The following is a 16,338-nucleotide window of genomic DNA, read 5'->3' as shown; positions in this document are numbered from 1 at the left end:
TCGCGGTATCGCCAGGTTCCCGAAACCCGGCCCCGCCCACGCCTGCGACACCCGCACCCAGCACGAACTCGTCTCGTCCTGCGGGTTATAACGGTCCCACCTGAACTTCACCCGCACCCGACCGTGCCTGTCGCAGAAGATTTCCTCCCCCGCCGGGCCGGTCACCACCGCGCTCTGCGGGCCGTCCACCTTCGGCTTCGCCTGCGGCACCGGCCGCCATGTCCTGTCCGACGGTATCACGCTGAAATGGTTGGCCAGCGTCGTCCCCTCTCCCCGGCTCCCGTGCAGCGCCTGCGGCTGCTCTCCCGACAGCGTGCTGCTCACCACCTGCCATTCCCGGTTCAGCGTCCCTGACGGATGCCCCGTCAGCGTGAACTTCGTCCCCGGCCACAGCCGCGCCGAGTTGCTCACGCACGAGGCCTGCTCCGCGCTGCTCCGCCATCCTTCCGCCTGGTAACGCGCAAAATCTCTCCCGTGCTGCTCGTCCTTGAACCGCCCCGGGTAATCGAATATCTCATACTGCGTCCGCTGCCCGTTCAGGAACTCGCCCTCATGTCCGTAGTACCCCTGCCACCCCGGCACCTTGAACGTGTAGTCCTGCGTCTCCACCGACGACGGCCTTATCTGCGCCCGGTAATGCACATCACTGACATACTCCGTCTCGCCCCCCGTCGTCGTCCCCGGGTTAAACGCCACCTCGCCCGCGTCCGACAGTCCCGCCACGTCGTCACACAGCGTCAGCGTCTGCGTCGCGCTCTCCGTCACATACCGGTCAAAGAAGAATATCCCCTCCTCCGACCACAGCCGCGTCAGAAAACCCAGGTCCGTCTCCCCGTACTGCACGCAGAACTCCCGCGCCGGGTGTCCGTCATAAAAATACGGCGTCCATCCCGTCACCCCGCTCTCGTTCAGCAGCTGCGCCGATATCGCCTCAGTGTCCTGCTGCTGGAAGATGCGGAAGTTCTGCCGTAAACCCGCACGCCACAGCGGCGGGCTGATGGTCAGGTAGTAGCTCATCTGCCACCCGCTGTTCTCCCCCGGCACCACGCCGTTCACGATGCCGCTCACGTGACGCACCGGGATATCTCCCTGCCACACCGTCAGCACCGCTCCCTTCTCCAGGAAGTCCTCCGCCGCCAGGTCAAACAGCCCGCTGGCGATGCTCACCTCCAGCGAAAACGGCGCGGAATAACGCTCCGTCAGCCGGAAGCTCACCACTGCCGTCGCCATCTCCATGATGCCGTCCACCGCCAGCGTGAAACGCAGTCCCTGCAAAGCCATATGCCCCCTCTTTATACTCAATAAAAACAGGCGAATTAAAATGACGAACACATTCACAAAATAAATACAAAAGAAAAAATGCACACTACCGTTCAGTCAACATATTTAATATATGTATACTTATGGCAAAATGATATTGCATCGGAATGATAAGCTAATTGATTAGGGAAAATTAAGACGTTGGTATGATAAAGGGATTTCATAACAATATTATACAACACAACTCACAATATCACCCTTAAATAGTATGAGCGCCAAGAAAAAATTGGAGAACCAGAAAAATCATTAATGCATATTTTTAATATATTCCTATAATCAATAATTCATATTAACTGTCATAGTTCGTATCCAGCTCGTTCTGAAAAAGCAAAAAACCGTTACCCGCCCTCCGGCGGGTAACAATACATCAAAACAAATTATTTCCCGAACTTCACTGGCGCATCACGGTAAGCTTTCAACTTCTCACGCATCCAGCGGCTGCTGTTACGGTTAACTGCGCTGACCACGCCAGTGGTGGCACCGCCGCCGACCTGCACGTGGAAAATACCGCGTGACGGGAAATCCTGATATTTCGGCGCGGAGAAATCCCATTCATGACGGCTGAACAGCTCCTGCACATTGCGGCCCATCATACTGACGTGCGCGTCGAGGAACGCGATATTCAGCAGGTCCGGGTTAATCGCCTTCACGGAACTGCCAATTTCCGGGTGGCCCATCAGGTAGCTGCCGCCAGTGCCCCAGAAATGCGCTTCCAGCTCACCCACTTCTTCGCTCACGCTGGCGATCCGGCTTGCTGGCATCTGCCATGGCAGAACCGGCTGACGTAAGTGACGGCTCAGCGACGCGCAGTAATCAAAGGTGCGATCCCACTCGAACGGCGAGTAGCAGTAGCCGTTTTTGTAGGCACGGGCAGTGAAGTCATCGGCTTCATAGCGGTCAACCGCCATAAAATCTGCGCCTTTCGCCACGGCGGACGCACCTTTGCCATCCGTATAGGACGTCTCTTCAAAAATGCCCACCAGCAGCGCATATTCAGCGGAGAGTTTGCCCGCCAGCGCCGGATCGATGGTCATTCTCTTTTTGGTGCCATCGATCGGATCGAACACATCATCGTAGGTAAAATCGCTGTAAACCCACTGCGATCCGCCGACGCTCCACAGGTTGATCTGCCAGCCGAGTACCACATCCGGGGCAACCACGCGTACCAGCCAGTTTACGGCCTTAATATAGCCTTTCAGGGTATCGGTAATGCCAGCCGGAATAGCCACATTCACGCCATGATGTGCCATTGCTTCAGACAGTGGCTGACGTACCGGGATCGGATAAGCCGGGGAGAAACCATACTTCTGGCATTCGCCGAGATAATCCGGGTTGACGATAAAGCCCGCCGGGACAGGGTGCTCATCATCTTTCATCGCCTGCGCCATTTGCAGCGCCTGAATGAAGTTAGCAAAGCTGAATTTATGGCGCTGCGGATCGTCAATGATATTTTCAACATCACCCAGGGACAGGTTACAGGTGTAAGACACCATTACCGGCAGCACACTCTCACCGGTTTTGGCGGAAACATTACGCGCCATCTCAATGATTTTCGGCGTTGGCTCTTTGGCCGGGTCCAGATAGCCAGAGGCGTCGCCCATACCGTCATCGCCGGAATATTTAAATACGGACGAAACGCGGGCTTCAGCCAGATCGTCAACGTTGGACGGTGACATATCGGCACAGCCGCCAAAGCTCAGGAAATCCGGGAAGCCTTTGACGTGGAGGTTGGCACCTTCGGTAATGGTAACCGTCACTGTCTGCGAGGCGTTATTTTCGACGCGTAAAATCTGCGGCGCAACGTCAATGTAATACACCACGCCGTTGTGGATAAGCGTCGCGGAGGCAATCTGATATTCACCCCGGGCAATCAATACGGACTGCGCGTGGCTACCGTTTTGCATCGGCAGATTGGTGAAATGATACTGGCGAGCGCCGTTAATCAGGCGCAAATCAAAAGCGGCGGCAACGGTTTTTTCTGCCTGAACGTTAATCGTCAGTTTCGCTGAATCAGGCTGGATGTCATCGCTCTGGCGGATCTGCGCAGCGGTGAACGCCAGCGCATGAAAATGATTGTCCAGCGCACCGTTCAACGCATCGAAGATATAGTGAACGTTGTTGAGTTTTACCTCATCAATACGCACGCTGTAGTTGCCGTGGATCGGCAACTGTTCAAGATGCTGTTTCTGCCCGGCACGCATCGTGTAGTGCTGCTTTTCGACGCCATTTTCCAGATAAACCACACGTAACGCTTCGTTGTACAACGCGTGAGTCGCTGGTAAATCGACAGCAATATCCAGCGTGGTGCTGCGCTCGGCTGGCGCGAAGGCGATCTGAAGCGTGGTACGCTGGCCTTTAACAATGGTGATGTCAGAGGCGCTTAATGTTACCGCCGCACGCACCGTTCCGTCCGTGGTGCGCAGCTCTGTTGCCGACGCGCTATAGGTTCCGGCAGTAAGAGCGAACGTGGTAGCACCCGCCTCAGGATGCAGTACTTCACGTTTTTCACCGCGCACCAGCACCAGTTCGAGCGCTGTGTTTTCCAGCCCGGCAGGAAATGCCGCGCAGTTCACCACCAGCTCACCTGCCACCTGCGTTTCTTCATCTGCTGCAATAGTGAAGGTATCGCGGAAGGTTTCCCATTTTGGCGCGCTATCGGAAGACACGTTAACGCCCATGTGAATTTGCGAAATCGCATTGCCAATAGCGCTACCATCGGTTGCCGTAATTGTCAGTTTGATATCGTAAATGCCGGTGGAAATCTCGCTTGATTCAATCTTCGTGGTTAATGCTATCCATGGATTCGTTGAAACGTTAATATCGCCTTCGGTGATTTTGCCCGGTGCGCTAAATGTCAGCACCATTTTTTCTTTAATATCAACGCTGGCACCTGTCGCAGTTTTAAACCCACTAATATCTGCTGTGGGATACCAGGTGTCATTGCTAAAATTAAGTGCGAAATTTAATTGCATTTTTTATCCTTTATAAAATAGTCAACATCAAGAAATGAATAAGTTATTCATCCAGTCACTTTCATTTATAAACAACAGGAAAGGAAAATGCACTGCTATTATCACAAAGATGAGTTTCTTTGATTTAATATTAACGATGGGTTTTAATTATATTTAATCCGATGAGAGTTCATTTTGTTATTATGATAAAAGTGAGAACAAATATGATTTGAAATGAGGAAAGCCACTGGGATATGCAGCCACACCTTCCTCCACCCCCGCGATCATAACCACGCTTTGATCAAACCAAAAATTAGCCCCAGGAACAGCAATATAAGGCGGAAAAAGAAAGCGACTGCGCTGAACGCGATCGTCAATGCCCCGAGAACGGTACAGTGCGTTAAGGTTGAAAATTCAGATGAATATAATCTCCGCGCATATCCATGAAGCGCTTTTTTTTCATGTGCGGCAATAAACGACCATACTACCACGCTTCCCAGGCTCGTTATCCAGACAGACGTAGAGCTGACTAACAAACTATTAACTATTACCGCAACCAGCATTCCACAGGCTGCCATAATTAACATCTGTCGGCCTGTACCAGGATTGACATTAAAACAGTAACCGAGTAGCGCACTGATAGCAAACATTGCCCCAGTGGTGCCGAATACCGTCGAGATCCCCACCATTGAGAACAGAGAAGATGACAAGACACCCAACAGTGTGATTAAAATCAGCCAGGTAATACTCGCGGCGAAAGTGCTCAGATGTTCAAGAGTGAACGATAACCAGCATCCGCCGATCAGCAACATGGCAACGCTTGCGACCCACAGCCTCGATTCTTTTACGTCCAGATTGATACCACAATTCGCCATCAGCCATGCAATACCGATGATTGCCCACATTCCGGCAGCGATTAAACACCAGATACGAATCATCATTGAGGCCGGGACAAACGCCCCGAAATTCAGGCGCAATACTGAAAGTAAATTCATCCGTGTCATCTCCAGTACATTAAAGCGTAACAACCTGCTGCATAATTTTTCTTCCCGTAAAGAGAATACTTATAGATTTCGATGGTGTTTCATTCATCCAACATATTATTCCAATCCGATAATAAAAAGTCCTTATATTTCAGCATCATTATAATAAAAAACCGTCAGTCATCAGAAGGCATAACTTGCTCTGCCCTGGCCGCATAGCGGGTGGCGCTTAATACGGTGTCATATTCCGCCACTTTTCCCTGTAGCAGCAAATTAAACACCGCCGCCTGCGGGCGATTAAGCCGGTTTTGCAGCAGATGGACTGCTTCAATGCCCAGCTCACGACAGGGTACCGCGATGCCCGTTAACGGGCGGCCCATTCGCTTTTCCAGATGCCAGGCAAAGTCCGTTAACATCAGCGACACCTGCTCGGGCATGCGCAGATCATGCTTTTCCAGCGCCCGCATCACGCCGCCCGCCATCTCCACGCTGCCGCATAATATCGCTTCCGGCCAGCTTTCCCGTGGATGCGTATCCAGCCACGTACTAATTACCGACTCGGCTTCTTGCGGCGAAAACGTCTCGGTGATTGCTAAATCGCGTTGCGGATCGAACGTCTGATGAAAATAACGGTACGCTTCTTTAATCCCCTCCAGACGCATTTGCAACGTTTCCCGTCGCAGGCAGGTTACAGAGAGGATCTGGCGGTAGCCCCGTTCAAACAGATATCGCGCCGCGCTAAAACCAATAGCCCGATGATCGGGAGATACACAGTCCAGCGCCATTTCGCGGTCAACAGAGTTAATCAGCACGCAGGGTTTATTCAGCGTCGCTGCCAGCTTAAATATCGTGGTGTCGTCGGTACCGATAATAATAATGGCATCAATCTCTTTATCACCGGCTTTTTCAAGAAACAGTTTAAGATCCGGACGCTGCTCTTCCAGCCCGTAATAGCTCAAATACACATTTTGCGCGGCAGTGGCTTCGGCAATACCCTTCGTGACTTCAAGATAAAAAACGTCGCCACGCGCGTTAAACGTCCGCTGCGGGGCAAAGACCGCGATGCTCTTTACATATAGTCTTCCCGTGGTCAGTTCATCCAGCACGCCGAGCTGGCGGGCGCACTTCACAATCGCTTCCCGTGCATGATCACTGGTATACGATTTGCCATTTAAGACCCGCGATACGGTGCTAATCGAATAACCCGTTGCCGCTGCAATCTGATTCATTTTTAGCCTGCCCGCCATAATGTGACCTCGCTCGCAATCAATATCTGCAAATTTTTGCAGAAACAATCGCATGATTTTAAAGCGCTTTCATCATGCAAAGGGCAACTTTGTCTTAGCCCTGCGAGCATTCTCACAAATTGTGTTTGTTCTGAACGATGCGCTTTTCTATTTTCCAGACATTGTTAATTTCATTGATAACAGGATGTGACATGGAAAACGTTCGTTTCGGCATTATTGGGGTGGGCAATATTGGCACCGTCCATACCCGTTACTTACTGGCCGGTAAAGTACCCGAGGCCCGCCTGACCGCCGTATGTGATAACAATCCGGCTAAACATGAAGCCATACGCCAGCTCGTCGGTGAGCAAATCCCGGTCTACAGCGATGCAGAGTCAATGCTGAAAAGCGGTCTCATTGATGCGGTCATCGTTGCCACGCCTCATTATGCGCACCCGGAATTATCCATGCTGGCAATGCGCCACGGTATTCATACGCTGTGTGAAAAACCAGCCGGCGTTTATACCGCGCAGGTTCGCGAGATGAACGAATTCGCCCGCCACAGCAATGTGGTCTTCGGCATGATGTTCAACCAGCGCCCCAATCCCCTTTATCAAAAAGTGAAAGATCTAATTGATAGCGGCGAACTCGGTGAAATCCGCCGCTCAAACTGGATCATCACCAACTGGTATCGTTCACAGAGCTACTACAACTCCGGCGGCTGGCGTGCCACATGGAAAGGAGAAGGCGGCGGCGTGCTGCTCAACCAGGACCCGCATCAGCTCGATTTATGGCAGTGGCTGGTTGGCATGCCGGTACGCGTCCGCGCCTTTTGCCAGTTCGGTAAGCACCGCCAGATTGAAGTCGAAAACGAAGTTACCGCCTACGCCGAATACGCTAACGGCGCGACCGGCGTCTTTATCACCACAACTGCCGAAGCACCGGGAACCAATCGCCTGGAGATAGCCGGCGATCGCGGCAAGGTCGTGGTGGAAGAAGGCAAACTGCGTTTCTGGCGACTGCGGGAATCCGAAACTGAATTCAACGCCCGCTGGCAGAATGGGTTTGGCGAACCAGAGTGCTGGGAAGTCACTATTCCTGTTGCAGCAGAATGCAGTGAGCATTACGTCATTACCGCCAACTTCGCCGCCGCCGTTTTACACGGAACGCCGTTGATTGCTCCCGGTACAGACGGGATCAACGGTCTCACGCTGTCCAACGCTATGCATCTTTCCACCTGGCTGGACGACTGGGTTGATCTGCCCATTGATGAAGCCCGCTATCTGTCGCTGTTGCAGGAGCGAATTGCTACCTCCGTTGAAAAAACATCCGAAAATCGCACGCTGGACGCCTCCGGCAGCTGGTAACGAAGGAGAAAAAACACATGCTAAACGTCGCCATTGTGGGAACCGGTAACATTTCTCACAACCATATCCAGAGCTATCTACAGTTTGCTGACCGCTGCCGGATCGTTGCGCTGGTCGATATTTATCCGGAGAAAGCCGAGGAGAAAAAGCAGCGCTACGGATTAACCGAGGCGACCGTGTATAGCAGTCACGAAGCGATGCTGGATGCTGAAGCTACGGTAGATATTGTTGATGTCTGTACGCCACCCTACGTCCATGCGGAAATCACCATCCATGCGCTCGATGCCGGAAAGCATGTATTGTGCGAAAAACCCATGGCGGCCTCGCTTGCGGAGTGTGACGCGATGATCGCCGCGCAACAACGAAGCGGCAAAACGCTCTCGATTATCGCGCAAAACCGCTTTACCGACGCTTTCTGGCGGCTGAAAAGCGCGGTAGATTCCGGCGAGATCGGCAAGATCTGCCATGCACAGGTGGACTCCTTCTGGTGGCGCGGCCACTGTTACTACGATTTGTGGTGGCGCGGTACGTGGGAAAAAGAGGGCGGCGGCTGCACGCTGAATCACGCCGTTCACCATATTGATGCCATTCAGTGGATGCTGGGCTTCCCGTCCGAGGTCGTGGCGATGATGACCAACGTTGCCCACGATAACGCTGAAGTGGAAGATCTCTCTGCGGCAATCTTCCGCTATCCCGGCGGCGCGCTGACTCAGCTTACCGCCTCGGTAGTGCATCACGGTGAAGATCAGAAAATCGTTATTCAGGGGGATAAAGCCCGAATTTCTGCCCCGTGGGACGTCTGGGCCAGCGTTTCTGCGGATAACGGTTTCCCGCAACCTGACCATGACGTTCAGCGCGAAAACCGCCTTAACGATCTGTTTCACTCTACTCCGGCCCTGAAATGGACGCTGCACAGCGGGCAGATTGATAACCTCCTTACTGCCATCACGAACGCTGTTCCGCCGCTGATTGATGGACTTCAGGGCAAGCGGTCGCTGGAGATCATCACCGCTATTTATAAATCGTCAATTACTCGCCAGGTGGTTTCGCTGCCGATTGGCACTGACGATCCGTACTACCAGACCGGCGGACTGTTCTCGCTGGCCCCCCATTTTTACGAAAAAGCTGCCTCAGTGGAAAACTTCAGTGAAGTTGGCGCGATCCCGCTGGGTAAAGACCTCGATACAGGAGCACGCAAATGAGCCTCAATGATGGAATGAACTACGCCCCGAAAGGTAAACCACAGCCGGTGGTACAGGCCGGTACCTTTATTATCGCCGCTGCCGCACTGGATCACGGGCATATTTATGGGATGTGTAACGGGCTGATTGAGGCAGGCGCGACGCTGAAGTGGGTTTATGATCCTGACCCGGCCAAAGTCGATGCCTTTGTTCGCCAATATCCGCAGGTAAAAATCGCCGATTCACTGGACACCATCCTTAATGACCAAAGCGTGCAGTTAGTGGCGGGCGCGGCAATTCCTTCCCAGCGTTGTGCGCTGGGCTTGAAAGTAATGGATGCCGGAAAAGATTATTTTACGGATAAAGCCCCGCTGACCACCCTCGCTCAGCTTGAGGTGGCGAAGCGTAAGGTGGCGGAAACCGGGCGTAAATACGCGGTTTACTACAGCGAACGTCTGCATGTCGAAAGCGCGGTTTTCGCCGGGCAACTGGTACAGGAAGGAGCCATTGGCCGCGTTATTCAGACACTGGGTACCGGGCCACATCGTGAAGGTCAGGGTCGTCCTGACTGGTTTTACGAAAAAGAATTTTTTGGCGGCATTCTCTGCGACATTGGTAGTCACCAGATCGAACAGTTCCTGTTTTATACCGGCAACAGCGACGCGCGGGTGGTGGCAAGCCAGGTGCGCAACGTCAATCATCCGCAGTATCCGCAGTTCGAGGATTTCGGCGATGCGATGATGGCTGGCGACAACGGGGCAACCGGCTATTTTCGCTGCGACTGGTTCACGCCGGATGGCCTGTCAAGCTGGGGAGACGGCCGTCTGACACTGCTTGGTACCGAGGGGTACATTGAGATCCGCAAATACGTGGACATCACGCGCGGCGAGCAGGACGTGGTTTATCTGGTCAATAAAGCGGGGGAATTCCGTTATCCGGTGGCGGGCAACGTTGGCTTCCCGTTCTTTGGCGAACTGATCAAAGACTGCCTCAACCGTACGGAAAATGCGATGAGCCAGGCACATGCTTTTAAAGCTGCCGAACTGTGCGTCAAAGCGCAAATGCTGGCAAACGCGGGTCGCTAAGGAGCCAATCATGAGGGCGATAAACGCCGCGATTATCGGTTGTGGTGCCATTCATATCTGTCATGTTGAGGCGCTGCGGCATACGACGGGTGCGCATCTGCGTGCCATCGTGGACACCGATATCGTGAAGGGGCAAGCGCTGGCAACGTCCTACGGCTGTCATTTCTATCAGGATTACCGGGAAATGTTGCAGGATCAAAACATTGACGTTGTGCATATCTGTACCCCGCATTACCTGCACAAAACAATGATCCTTGACGCGCTGGCCGCCGGCAAGACGGTTTTTAGCGAAAAACCGGTTGGCATGAATAGCCTGGAAGTGGCTGAAATAGCAGACGCCGCGGCGCGCGCGACGGGTATCCTGGGGGTGTGCTATCAAAACCGTTTTAATCCTACCAGCCTGGCCGTCCGCGAGGTACTGGCGTCAAATGTGCTGGGCAAAATGCTCAGCATCAAAGCCGTACTCACCTGGTCTCGCTTGGGGGGGTATTACAGCGACAGCCCCTGGCGCGGACGCTTTGCGACGGAAGGCGGTAGCCTGCTGATTAATCAGGCGATTCATACTCTGGATCTGATGCAATGGTTTGCCGGTGGCGTGGACAGCGTGAAAGGAGTGGTCGACAGTGGCCCACTGGCAGGTACCATCGAAACCGAAGATAGCGCGATGGCGACCTTTGCCCTGCATAACGGCGCGCGCGGCCTGTTCTGGGCGACAAATAATCATACTGCTGACTCACCGCTGCTGCTGGAGGTCCACGGTGAAAAGGGCATGCTGCAACTGAGAGATAACACGCTGTGGCAGATTTCTGGTGACCAACGGGTCGCCCTCGCCAGTGACAATCCACCCACGGGTAACGGTAAAAATTACTGGGGAATAGGTCATCAAAAGGCCATCCAGCAATTTTATCGCGCTATTCAGCATGAAGCCGACAGCGAATATATTGATATTCAACAAGCAGCTAAGTCCTTATATATCGTGGAGGCAATTTATCGCTCTTCACAATTAAGGCAATGGATTAACATCACGCAATAATATTATCAATTCCAGTATTACAGCGCACCCGACCTCTGGCCGGGTGCTATAAACCCTACATTACTCTGGAAATAAAAAAATGGTTAAACCAACTGAAAGAAGAGTCGGTTATGGCGTGGCAATCGGTTACGGCGTGACGGATTTATTTGGCGGAGGAGCCTTCGCAATTATCGGAACATGGCTTCTGTTTTTCTATACCACCTACTGCGGGCTGTCGGTTCTCGAAGCCGGATCGATATTCGCTATCGCCAGAGTTATTGATGCGTTGCTCAGCCCTATTATGGGATATATTACCGATAATTTTGGCGACACCTGGCTTGGGCGAAAATTTGGCCGGCGTCGGTTCTTTTTATTAATCAGTTCCCCGTTAATGTTTCTCTATGCCTTATTATGGGTAACGGATATGGGTTACTGGTATTATCTCGGAACCTATCTTTCTATCGAACTGCTATCGGCAATGGTGCTCGTCCCGGGGGAAACGCTGGCGGCAGAAATGACCAACCGTTATAACGAGCGTAGCCGCCTCTCCGGTGTGCGGATGATTTGCTCGCAGTTAGGAGGGTTTCTGGCGGTCTCAGTGCCAGGGCTGATTATGCAGTTTACCGGCAAGGATAACTCGTTTACCTATACCCTGACTGGCCTGCTCTTTTCCGTCATTTTCTGCGTAGCAGTATTCACAACCTGGTGGTGTACGTGGGAAGCCAAAGATGTCCAGGAAGAGGGGCATTTCCAGCCGCAGGTGAATCGCAGTAGCGGCCTGCTTAATCACCTGAAATATCTGGTACTGGATCTGCTGTCGTCGTTTCGCATCCGGGCATTCCGCCTGCATATTATTATTTATATCTTTTCGTTTACCGCGATGGACGTATTCGGCTCGGTTTTCACCTATTACGTGGTTTACTGTCTGAATCAGGATGCTTCCGCCGTTTCCGGCTGGTTAAGTATTGCCGCCTTCGCCGCCGTACCCGGTACCTTTGGTTTTATGCAGTTACTCAACCGCTTTAATGTTACCCCCTCGGGTGCATTGCGCCTTTCCTATAGTTGTATAATACTGGTGCTGGCGTTTTTATTTACAGTATTTTTGACCAAAATTAATGTTCCCACCTTGCTACTGTCCGCCGTGTTTATTCTTCTGGGCGCAGCCAGAGCCGGGCTTTATTATATTCCATGGAATATTTACAGTTTTATCCCGGATATTGACGAAATGGTCACCCAACAACGACGGGAAGGTATTTTTGCAGGAGTAATGGTACTAACGCGTAAAAGTACCGTGGCACTGGCCATTCTTATTATCGGCATCGTGTTGCAGGAAGCCGGTTTTGTGAAAGGCAACGGCGTTCAGCCGGAAAGCGCCCTGCATGCGATTATCAGCCTGATGATCTTTGCCACCGCGGCACTGCTGGCGGTAAGTTTTTACACTACCTATAAATTCAGGCTCACGCGGGAAACGCATAAATTGCTGATCAAAGAAGTGGCGCGGCGTAAGCTGGGCGGTGATTATCGCGACTGTGATGGCGAAACGCGCCAGGTTATTAAGCAGCTGACAGGCTATGAATATGACCAGGTATGGGGCGGTGAAGCCAGTCGCCGCTTCAGCGGCGACGCGCAACTGTCAACGCTAAAATAACCTTCTATTGCCCTGGCCACTGCGTCAGGGCCATTGCCCCTCTGGCAGCCCTCCCCCGCCTTACGCTATACTACCCGAGAAATTACCGATCCAGTGCCTTCGGATCGGTTATCGTGTAGTTCAAACTTCCCTTCCGAGGATCTGGCCTATGGCTGGATAAGATATGTTAAACAGTATTTTAGTAATACTTTGCCTGATAGCCGTGAGTGCGTTTTTCTCGTTATCTGAGATTTCACTTGCCGCTTCACGAAAGATTAAACTCAAACTCCTTGCCGATGACGGCAACATCAACGCTCAACGCATTTTGAAAATGCAGGAGAACCCTGGCACCTTCTTCACCGTTGTACAGATTGGCCTTAACGCCGTCGCCATTCTCGGTGGTATCGTTGGCGATGCTGCGTTTTCACCCGCGTTTTACAATGTCCTGATCCGTTTTGTTTCACCTGAAATGGCAGAGCAACTGAGCTTTATCATCTCCTTCTCTCTCGTCACCGGCATGTTTATTCTTTTTGCCGACCTGACCCCGAAACGCATCGGTATGATTTCGCCTGAAGCTGTGGCTTTGCGCATCATCAACCCGATGCGCTTCTGCCTGTTTATCTTCACGCCGCTGGTGTGGTTTTTTAACGGCATGGCAAACAACATCTTCCGTCTGTTCAAGCTACCCATGGTACGTAAAGATGACATCACCTCTGATGATATTTATGCGGTGGTCGAGGCTGGCGCGCTGGCGGGAGTGCTGCGTAAGCAGGAACATGAGCTGATTGAGAACGTGTTTGAACTCGAATCCCGTACCGTTCCCTCTTCCATGACCTCGCGTGAAAACGTGGTGTGGTTTGATTTGCACGAAGACGAAGAGAGCCTGAAGAAAAAAGTCTCGGAACATCCGCACTCTAAGTTCCTGGTCTGTAAGGAAGATATCGACCATATCATCGGCTATGTTGATTCCAAAGATCTGCTTAACCGGGTGCTCGCCAATCAAAGCCTGGCGCTAAGCAGCGGCCTGCAAATTCGCAATACGCTGATTGTGCCGGATACCCTGACGCTCTCCGAAGCGCTGGAAAGTTTTAAAACGGCGGGTGAAGACTTTGCGGTCATCATGAACGAATACGCGCTGGTCGTCGGTATCATCACTCTGAATGATGTAATGACCACGTTGATGGGCGATCTGGTTGGCCAGGGGATGGAAGAACAGATTGTGGCCCGTGATGAAAACTCGTGGCTGATTGACGGCGGCACGCCAATTGATGATGTGATGCGGGTGCTGGATATCGACGATTTTCCGCAGTCCGGCAACTACGAGACCATTGGCGGCTTTATGATGTATATGCTGCGCAAGATCCCCAAACGCACTGACTCAGTGAAATTCTCTGGCTACAAATTCGAGGTGGTGGATATCGACAACTATCGTATCGATCAGCTACTGGTGACACGCATCGACAGTAAACCGGCGGTGCTCACGCCAAAACTGCCGGACGCCGAAGAGAAAGGCGCAGCGTAATTCTCCACCTCCAGAAACATCAACGGCCCCTTCTGGGGCCGTTTTTATTTACTGCTTATATTTTTTACTGCATAGCACGTTGATTACGCCATCTCAGTTTGCAGATGCAAAACCTGACGATTGACTTCGGACATCACAGACAAATGCTGCTTGTCCTTCACCTTAGGGATAAGGATCTTACCCTTATCAAACTCAAAAGCACCTACGTCCTTGATGTACAACCGTCCACGGAACAGGATCTTCACGTACTTCGCCACCTGACGCGGGTTGTAGCGTTGGAAAATTTTCATTCTTTTAACTCCTGCTGAAGATTACGCCCTTGTGGTGCCACATTTGGCCCAACTGGTTAAGACGCAAATTTAATGCCCTATGACTATAGACCAGAACGTCCGTAAGACACAGCATGCATAAGTTTATTTACCGTTTGATTACAATTAATCAGAATTTTCTTTTCAGACATTGAACAAAGGCAGTATAAGCCTTCATTTTTTCCCGAATATGTGCGCTCGACCGCAAATTGGCACCCTGTTTGCGGGAAAAGGTTAAAAATAGCACATATTATTAACATTCCGCCGTAAGTGGTCGGATCACCTGCATAAAAAGGAAGCACCATGACTTTACGAACGCTGATGGCCTCTGTGTGCCTGATACTGCCGATAATGGCATCTGCCCATAACTTTAAAGATAACCAGCGCGTACCGCCCGTTGGCATTGCTGACCGTGGCGAGCTCATCCTGAGTAACGACAAGTTTAGCTATAAAAACTGGAATAGCTCGCAGCTCAGCGGAAAAGTGCGACTGCTGCAACACATCGCCGGACGTACCTCAGCGAAAGAGATGAATGCGAATCTGGTCGAAGCCATTAAAGCGGCAAATTTTCCTCACGATAACTATCAGACCACTACCATCATCAATACCGACGATGCCATCCCCGGTTCAGCGATGTTTGTGCGCAGCAGCATCGAGAGCAACAAAAAGCTCTATCCGTGGTCGCAGTTTATTGTTGATAGTGACGGTGCCGCTCGCCAGGCATGGCAACTGGAAGAAAAGGGATCGGCAGTGGTCGTGCTGGATAAAGAAGGCCGCGTGCGCTGGGCAAAAGACGGCGCATTGACTCAGCAGGAAGTGCAGCAGGTGGTGAACCTGCTGCGTCAGCTACTCAGTAAATAGACACCCGGAAGCCGGGGTTGAGGAAAGATTCACGCGGCGTGTAATCAAGGGTACGCCCCTGCCAGTCGTGAACGTGCGCCCCGGCAGCAACGGCGACCGCATGGCCTGCGGCGGTATCCCAGGCGTTGGTGGGTCCGAAGCGCGGATACAGCTGCGCCTGCCCTTCCGCAACAAGGCAGAATTTTAACGAGGAGCCGATAGAGGTTGTCTGATGTTCGCCTAACTGCTGGAGATATTCCTGCAATTCTGCATCGGTAGAATGCGAGCGGCTGATCACCACCAGCGGCGGACGGGCATCACGCACCTGAATTTGATTACGCACCCCGCACTCTTCTTTCCAGGCTTTACCTTCAGCTGCGCTGTACATCACTTTCGGCACCGGCGCATATACCACGCCCAGCACCGGTTTACCCTGCTCAATCAGCGCGATATTGACGGTAAACTCGCCGTTACGTTTGATAAATTCTTTGGTGCCATCCAGCGGATCGACCAGCCAGAAACGTTGCCAGTGCTGACGGACTTCCCATGCAGGCGGATCTTCTTCCGACAGCACCGGGATATCCGGCGTGAGCGCCTGTAGCCCTTCGATGATCACGTTATGGGCGGCAATGTCTGCTGCGGTTACCGGAGAATCATCCTGCTTGCTGGTCACTTCAATCGGTTTAACGTCGTCATAGACCTGCATAATGGCGTCGCCCGCGCGTCGGGCAAGCTCACATATTTGTTGTAGCATTTTCCACCTCTCTCAGACGATAGTGGTATTAACTCATTGTTTTATTTATACCCTATCCGAAAATAATTCGCCATCTGTGATAACCGTTACATTTTTGTTATCAAAATACATGGCAAGATTCACACTTCTGTAAGCAACAGAACGTATATACATTTTCTTTTG

The 16,338-nt window shown here is 52.1% G+C and carries 13 protein-coding genes; 7 read left to right on the top strand and 6 right to left on the bottom strand.

Features of this window, described 5'->3' with window-relative positions; all coding sequences use genetic code 11:
• The 4 genes from tssI to CHU32_RS24215 form a co-directional block, all read right to left on the bottom strand.
• A partial coding sequence (gene tssI / locus CHU32_RS24230) for a type VI secretion system tip protein TssI/VgrG (protein ID WP_116628777.1) occupies positions 1-1,281 on the bottom strand: 1,281 nt, incomplete at its 3' end.
• 416 nt (positions 1,282-1,697) lie between these two features.
• Positions 1,698-4,292 (bottom strand): hypothetical protein, encoded by a 2,595-nt coding sequence (locus tag CHU32_RS24225; RefSeq protein WP_103678566.1) that lies wholly within the window; start codon positions 4,290-4,292, stop codon positions 1,698-1,700.
• 263 nt (positions 4,293-4,555) lie between these two features.
• Entirely contained in the window at positions 4,556-5,266 is a 711-nt protein-coding gene (locus CHU32_RS24220) for a Bax inhibitor-1 family protein (protein ID WP_176691713.1), read from the bottom strand.
• A gap of 164 nt (positions 5,267-5,430) precedes the next feature.
• Positions 5,431-6,501, bottom strand: a complete 1,071-nt coding sequence (locus CHU32_RS24215) for a LacI family DNA-binding transcriptional regulator (protein WP_103678568.1) — start codon at positions 6,499-6,501, stop codon at positions 5,431-5,433.
• A gap of 191 nt (positions 6,502-6,692) precedes the next feature.
• Between CHU32_RS24215 and CHU32_RS24210 the strand changes: the two genes are divergently transcribed.
• The 6 genes from CHU32_RS24210 (at position 6,693) to paeA (ending at position 14,274) form a co-directional block, all read left to right on the top strand.
• Positions 6,693-7,847 carry a Gfo/Idh/MocA family protein gene (locus CHU32_RS24210; RefSeq protein WP_103678564.1) on the top strand — a complete coding sequence of 385 codons (1,155 nt, stop codon included), beginning with the start codon at positions 6,693-6,695 and terminating at the stop codon, positions 7,845-7,847.
• A gap of 17 nt (positions 7,848-7,864) precedes the next feature.
• Positions 7,865-9,049 (top strand): Gfo/Idh/MocA family protein, encoded by a 1,185-nt coding sequence (locus tag CHU32_RS24205; protein WP_103678563.1) that lies wholly within the window; start codon positions 7,865-7,867, stop codon positions 9,047-9,049.
• Positions 9,046-10,113 carry a Gfo/Idh/MocA family protein gene (locus tag CHU32_RS24200; protein WP_103678562.1) on the top strand — a complete coding sequence of 356 codons (1,068 nt, stop codon included), beginning with the start codon at positions 9,046-9,048 and terminating at the stop codon, positions 10,111-10,113. The genes CHU32_RS24205 and CHU32_RS24200 overlap by 4 nt, the downstream gene beginning before the upstream one ends.
• 10 nt (positions 10,114-10,123) lie before the next feature.
• Positions 10,124-11,146, top strand: a complete 1,023-nt coding sequence (locus CHU32_RS24195) for a Gfo/Idh/MocA family protein (RefSeq protein WP_103678561.1) — start codon at positions 10,124-10,126, stop codon at positions 11,144-11,146.
• A gap of 79 nt (positions 11,147-11,225) precedes the next feature.
• On the top strand, positions 11,226-12,773 hold the full coding sequence (locus CHU32_RS24190; protein ID WP_103750943.1) for an MFS transporter: 1,548 nt from the start codon (positions 11,226-11,228) through the stop codon (positions 12,771-12,773).
• A gap of 163 nt (positions 12,774-12,936) precedes the next feature.
• Complete coding sequence (paeA, locus tag CHU32_RS24185; protein ID WP_103678559.1) at positions 12,937-14,274, top strand: polyamine export protein PaeA; 1,338 nt, start codon at positions 12,937-12,939, stop codon at positions 14,272-14,274.
• An 83-nt stretch (positions 14,275-14,357) separates the two neighbouring features.
• On the opposite strand, the gene CHU32_RS24180 is transcribed toward paeA, so the two are convergent.
• Positions 14,358-14,564, bottom strand: coding sequence for a DUF1107 domain-containing protein (locus CHU32_RS24180; protein WP_049838959.1), 207 nt, complete (start codon positions 14,562-14,564; stop codon positions 14,358-14,360).
• Positions 14,565-14,885: 321 nt separating this feature from the next.
• Here CHU32_RS24180 and CHU32_RS24175 point away from each other — a divergent pair, with 321 nt between their 5' ends.
• On the top strand, positions 14,886-15,443 hold the full coding sequence (locus tag CHU32_RS24175; protein WP_103678558.1) for a YtfJ family protein: 558 nt from the start codon (positions 14,886-14,888) through the stop codon (positions 15,441-15,443).
• Here the strand turns inward: CHU32_RS24175 and cysQ are convergent.
• The gene (gene cysQ, locus CHU32_RS24170; protein WP_103678557.1) at positions 15,433-16,176 is read right to left on the bottom strand and encodes a 3'(2'),5'-bisphosphate nucleotidase CysQ; all 744 of its coding nucleotides are present in this window, start codon (positions 16,174-16,176) and stop codon (positions 15,433-15,435) included. The two genes, CHU32_RS24175 and cysQ, sit on opposite strands and share 11 nt — an antisense overlap.
• Positions 16,177-16,338 lie beyond the last annotated feature (162 nt).

It is taken from the genome of Superficieibacter electus, from assembly GCF_002915575.1.
Lineage (GTDB): Bacteria > Pseudomonadota > Gammaproteobacteria > Enterobacterales > Enterobacteriaceae > Superficieibacter > Superficieibacter electus.
Note: the sequence above shows the minus strand (reverse complement) of the source record. Positions and strands in the feature narration are given on the sequence as shown.

Bases quoted from the DNA above. Each gene is read 5' to 3' on its own strand.
- CHU32_RS24225 (WP_103678566.1), bottom strand. From the start codon at position 4,292: ATGCAATTAAATTTCGCACTTAATTTTAGCAATGACACCTGGTATCCC.
- CHU32_RS24220 (WP_176691713.1), bottom strand. From the start codon at position 5,266: ATGAATTTACTTTCAGTATTGCGCCTGAATTTCGGGGCGTTTGTCCCG.
- CHU32_RS24215 (WP_103678568.1), bottom strand. From the start codon at position 6,501: ATGGCGGGCAGGCTAAAAATGAATCAGATTGCAGCGGCAACGGGTTAT.
- CHU32_RS24210 (WP_103678564.1), top strand. From the start codon at position 6,693: ATGGAAAACGTTCGTTTCGGCATTATTGGGGTGGGCAATATTGGCACC.
- CHU32_RS24205 (WP_103678563.1), top strand. From the start codon at position 7,865: ATGCTAAACGTCGCCATTGTGGGAACCGGTAACATTTCTCACAACCAT.
- CHU32_RS24200 (WP_103678562.1), top strand. From the start codon at position 9,046: ATGAGCCTCAATGATGGAATGAACTACGCCCCGAAAGGTAAACCACAG.
- CHU32_RS24195 (WP_103678561.1), top strand. From the start codon at position 10,124: ATGAGGGCGATAAACGCCGCGATTATCGGTTGTGGTGCCATTCATATC.
- CHU32_RS24190 (WP_103750943.1), top strand. From the start codon at position 11,226: ATGGTTAAACCAACTGAAAGAAGAGTCGGTTATGGCGTGGCAATCGGT.
- paeA (WP_103678559.1), top strand. From the start codon at position 12,937: ATGTTAAACAGTATTTTAGTAATACTTTGCCTGATAGCCGTGAGTGCG.
- CHU32_RS24180 (WP_049838959.1), bottom strand. From the start codon at position 14,564: ATGAAAATTTTCCAACGCTACAACCCGCGTCAGGTGGCGAAGTACGTG.
- CHU32_RS24175 (WP_103678558.1), top strand. From the start codon at position 14,886: ATGACTTTACGAACGCTGATGGCCTCTGTGTGCCTGATACTGCCGATA.
- cysQ (WP_103678557.1), bottom strand. From the start codon at position 16,176: ATGCTACAACAAATATGTGAGCTTGCCCGACGCGCGGGCGACGCCATT.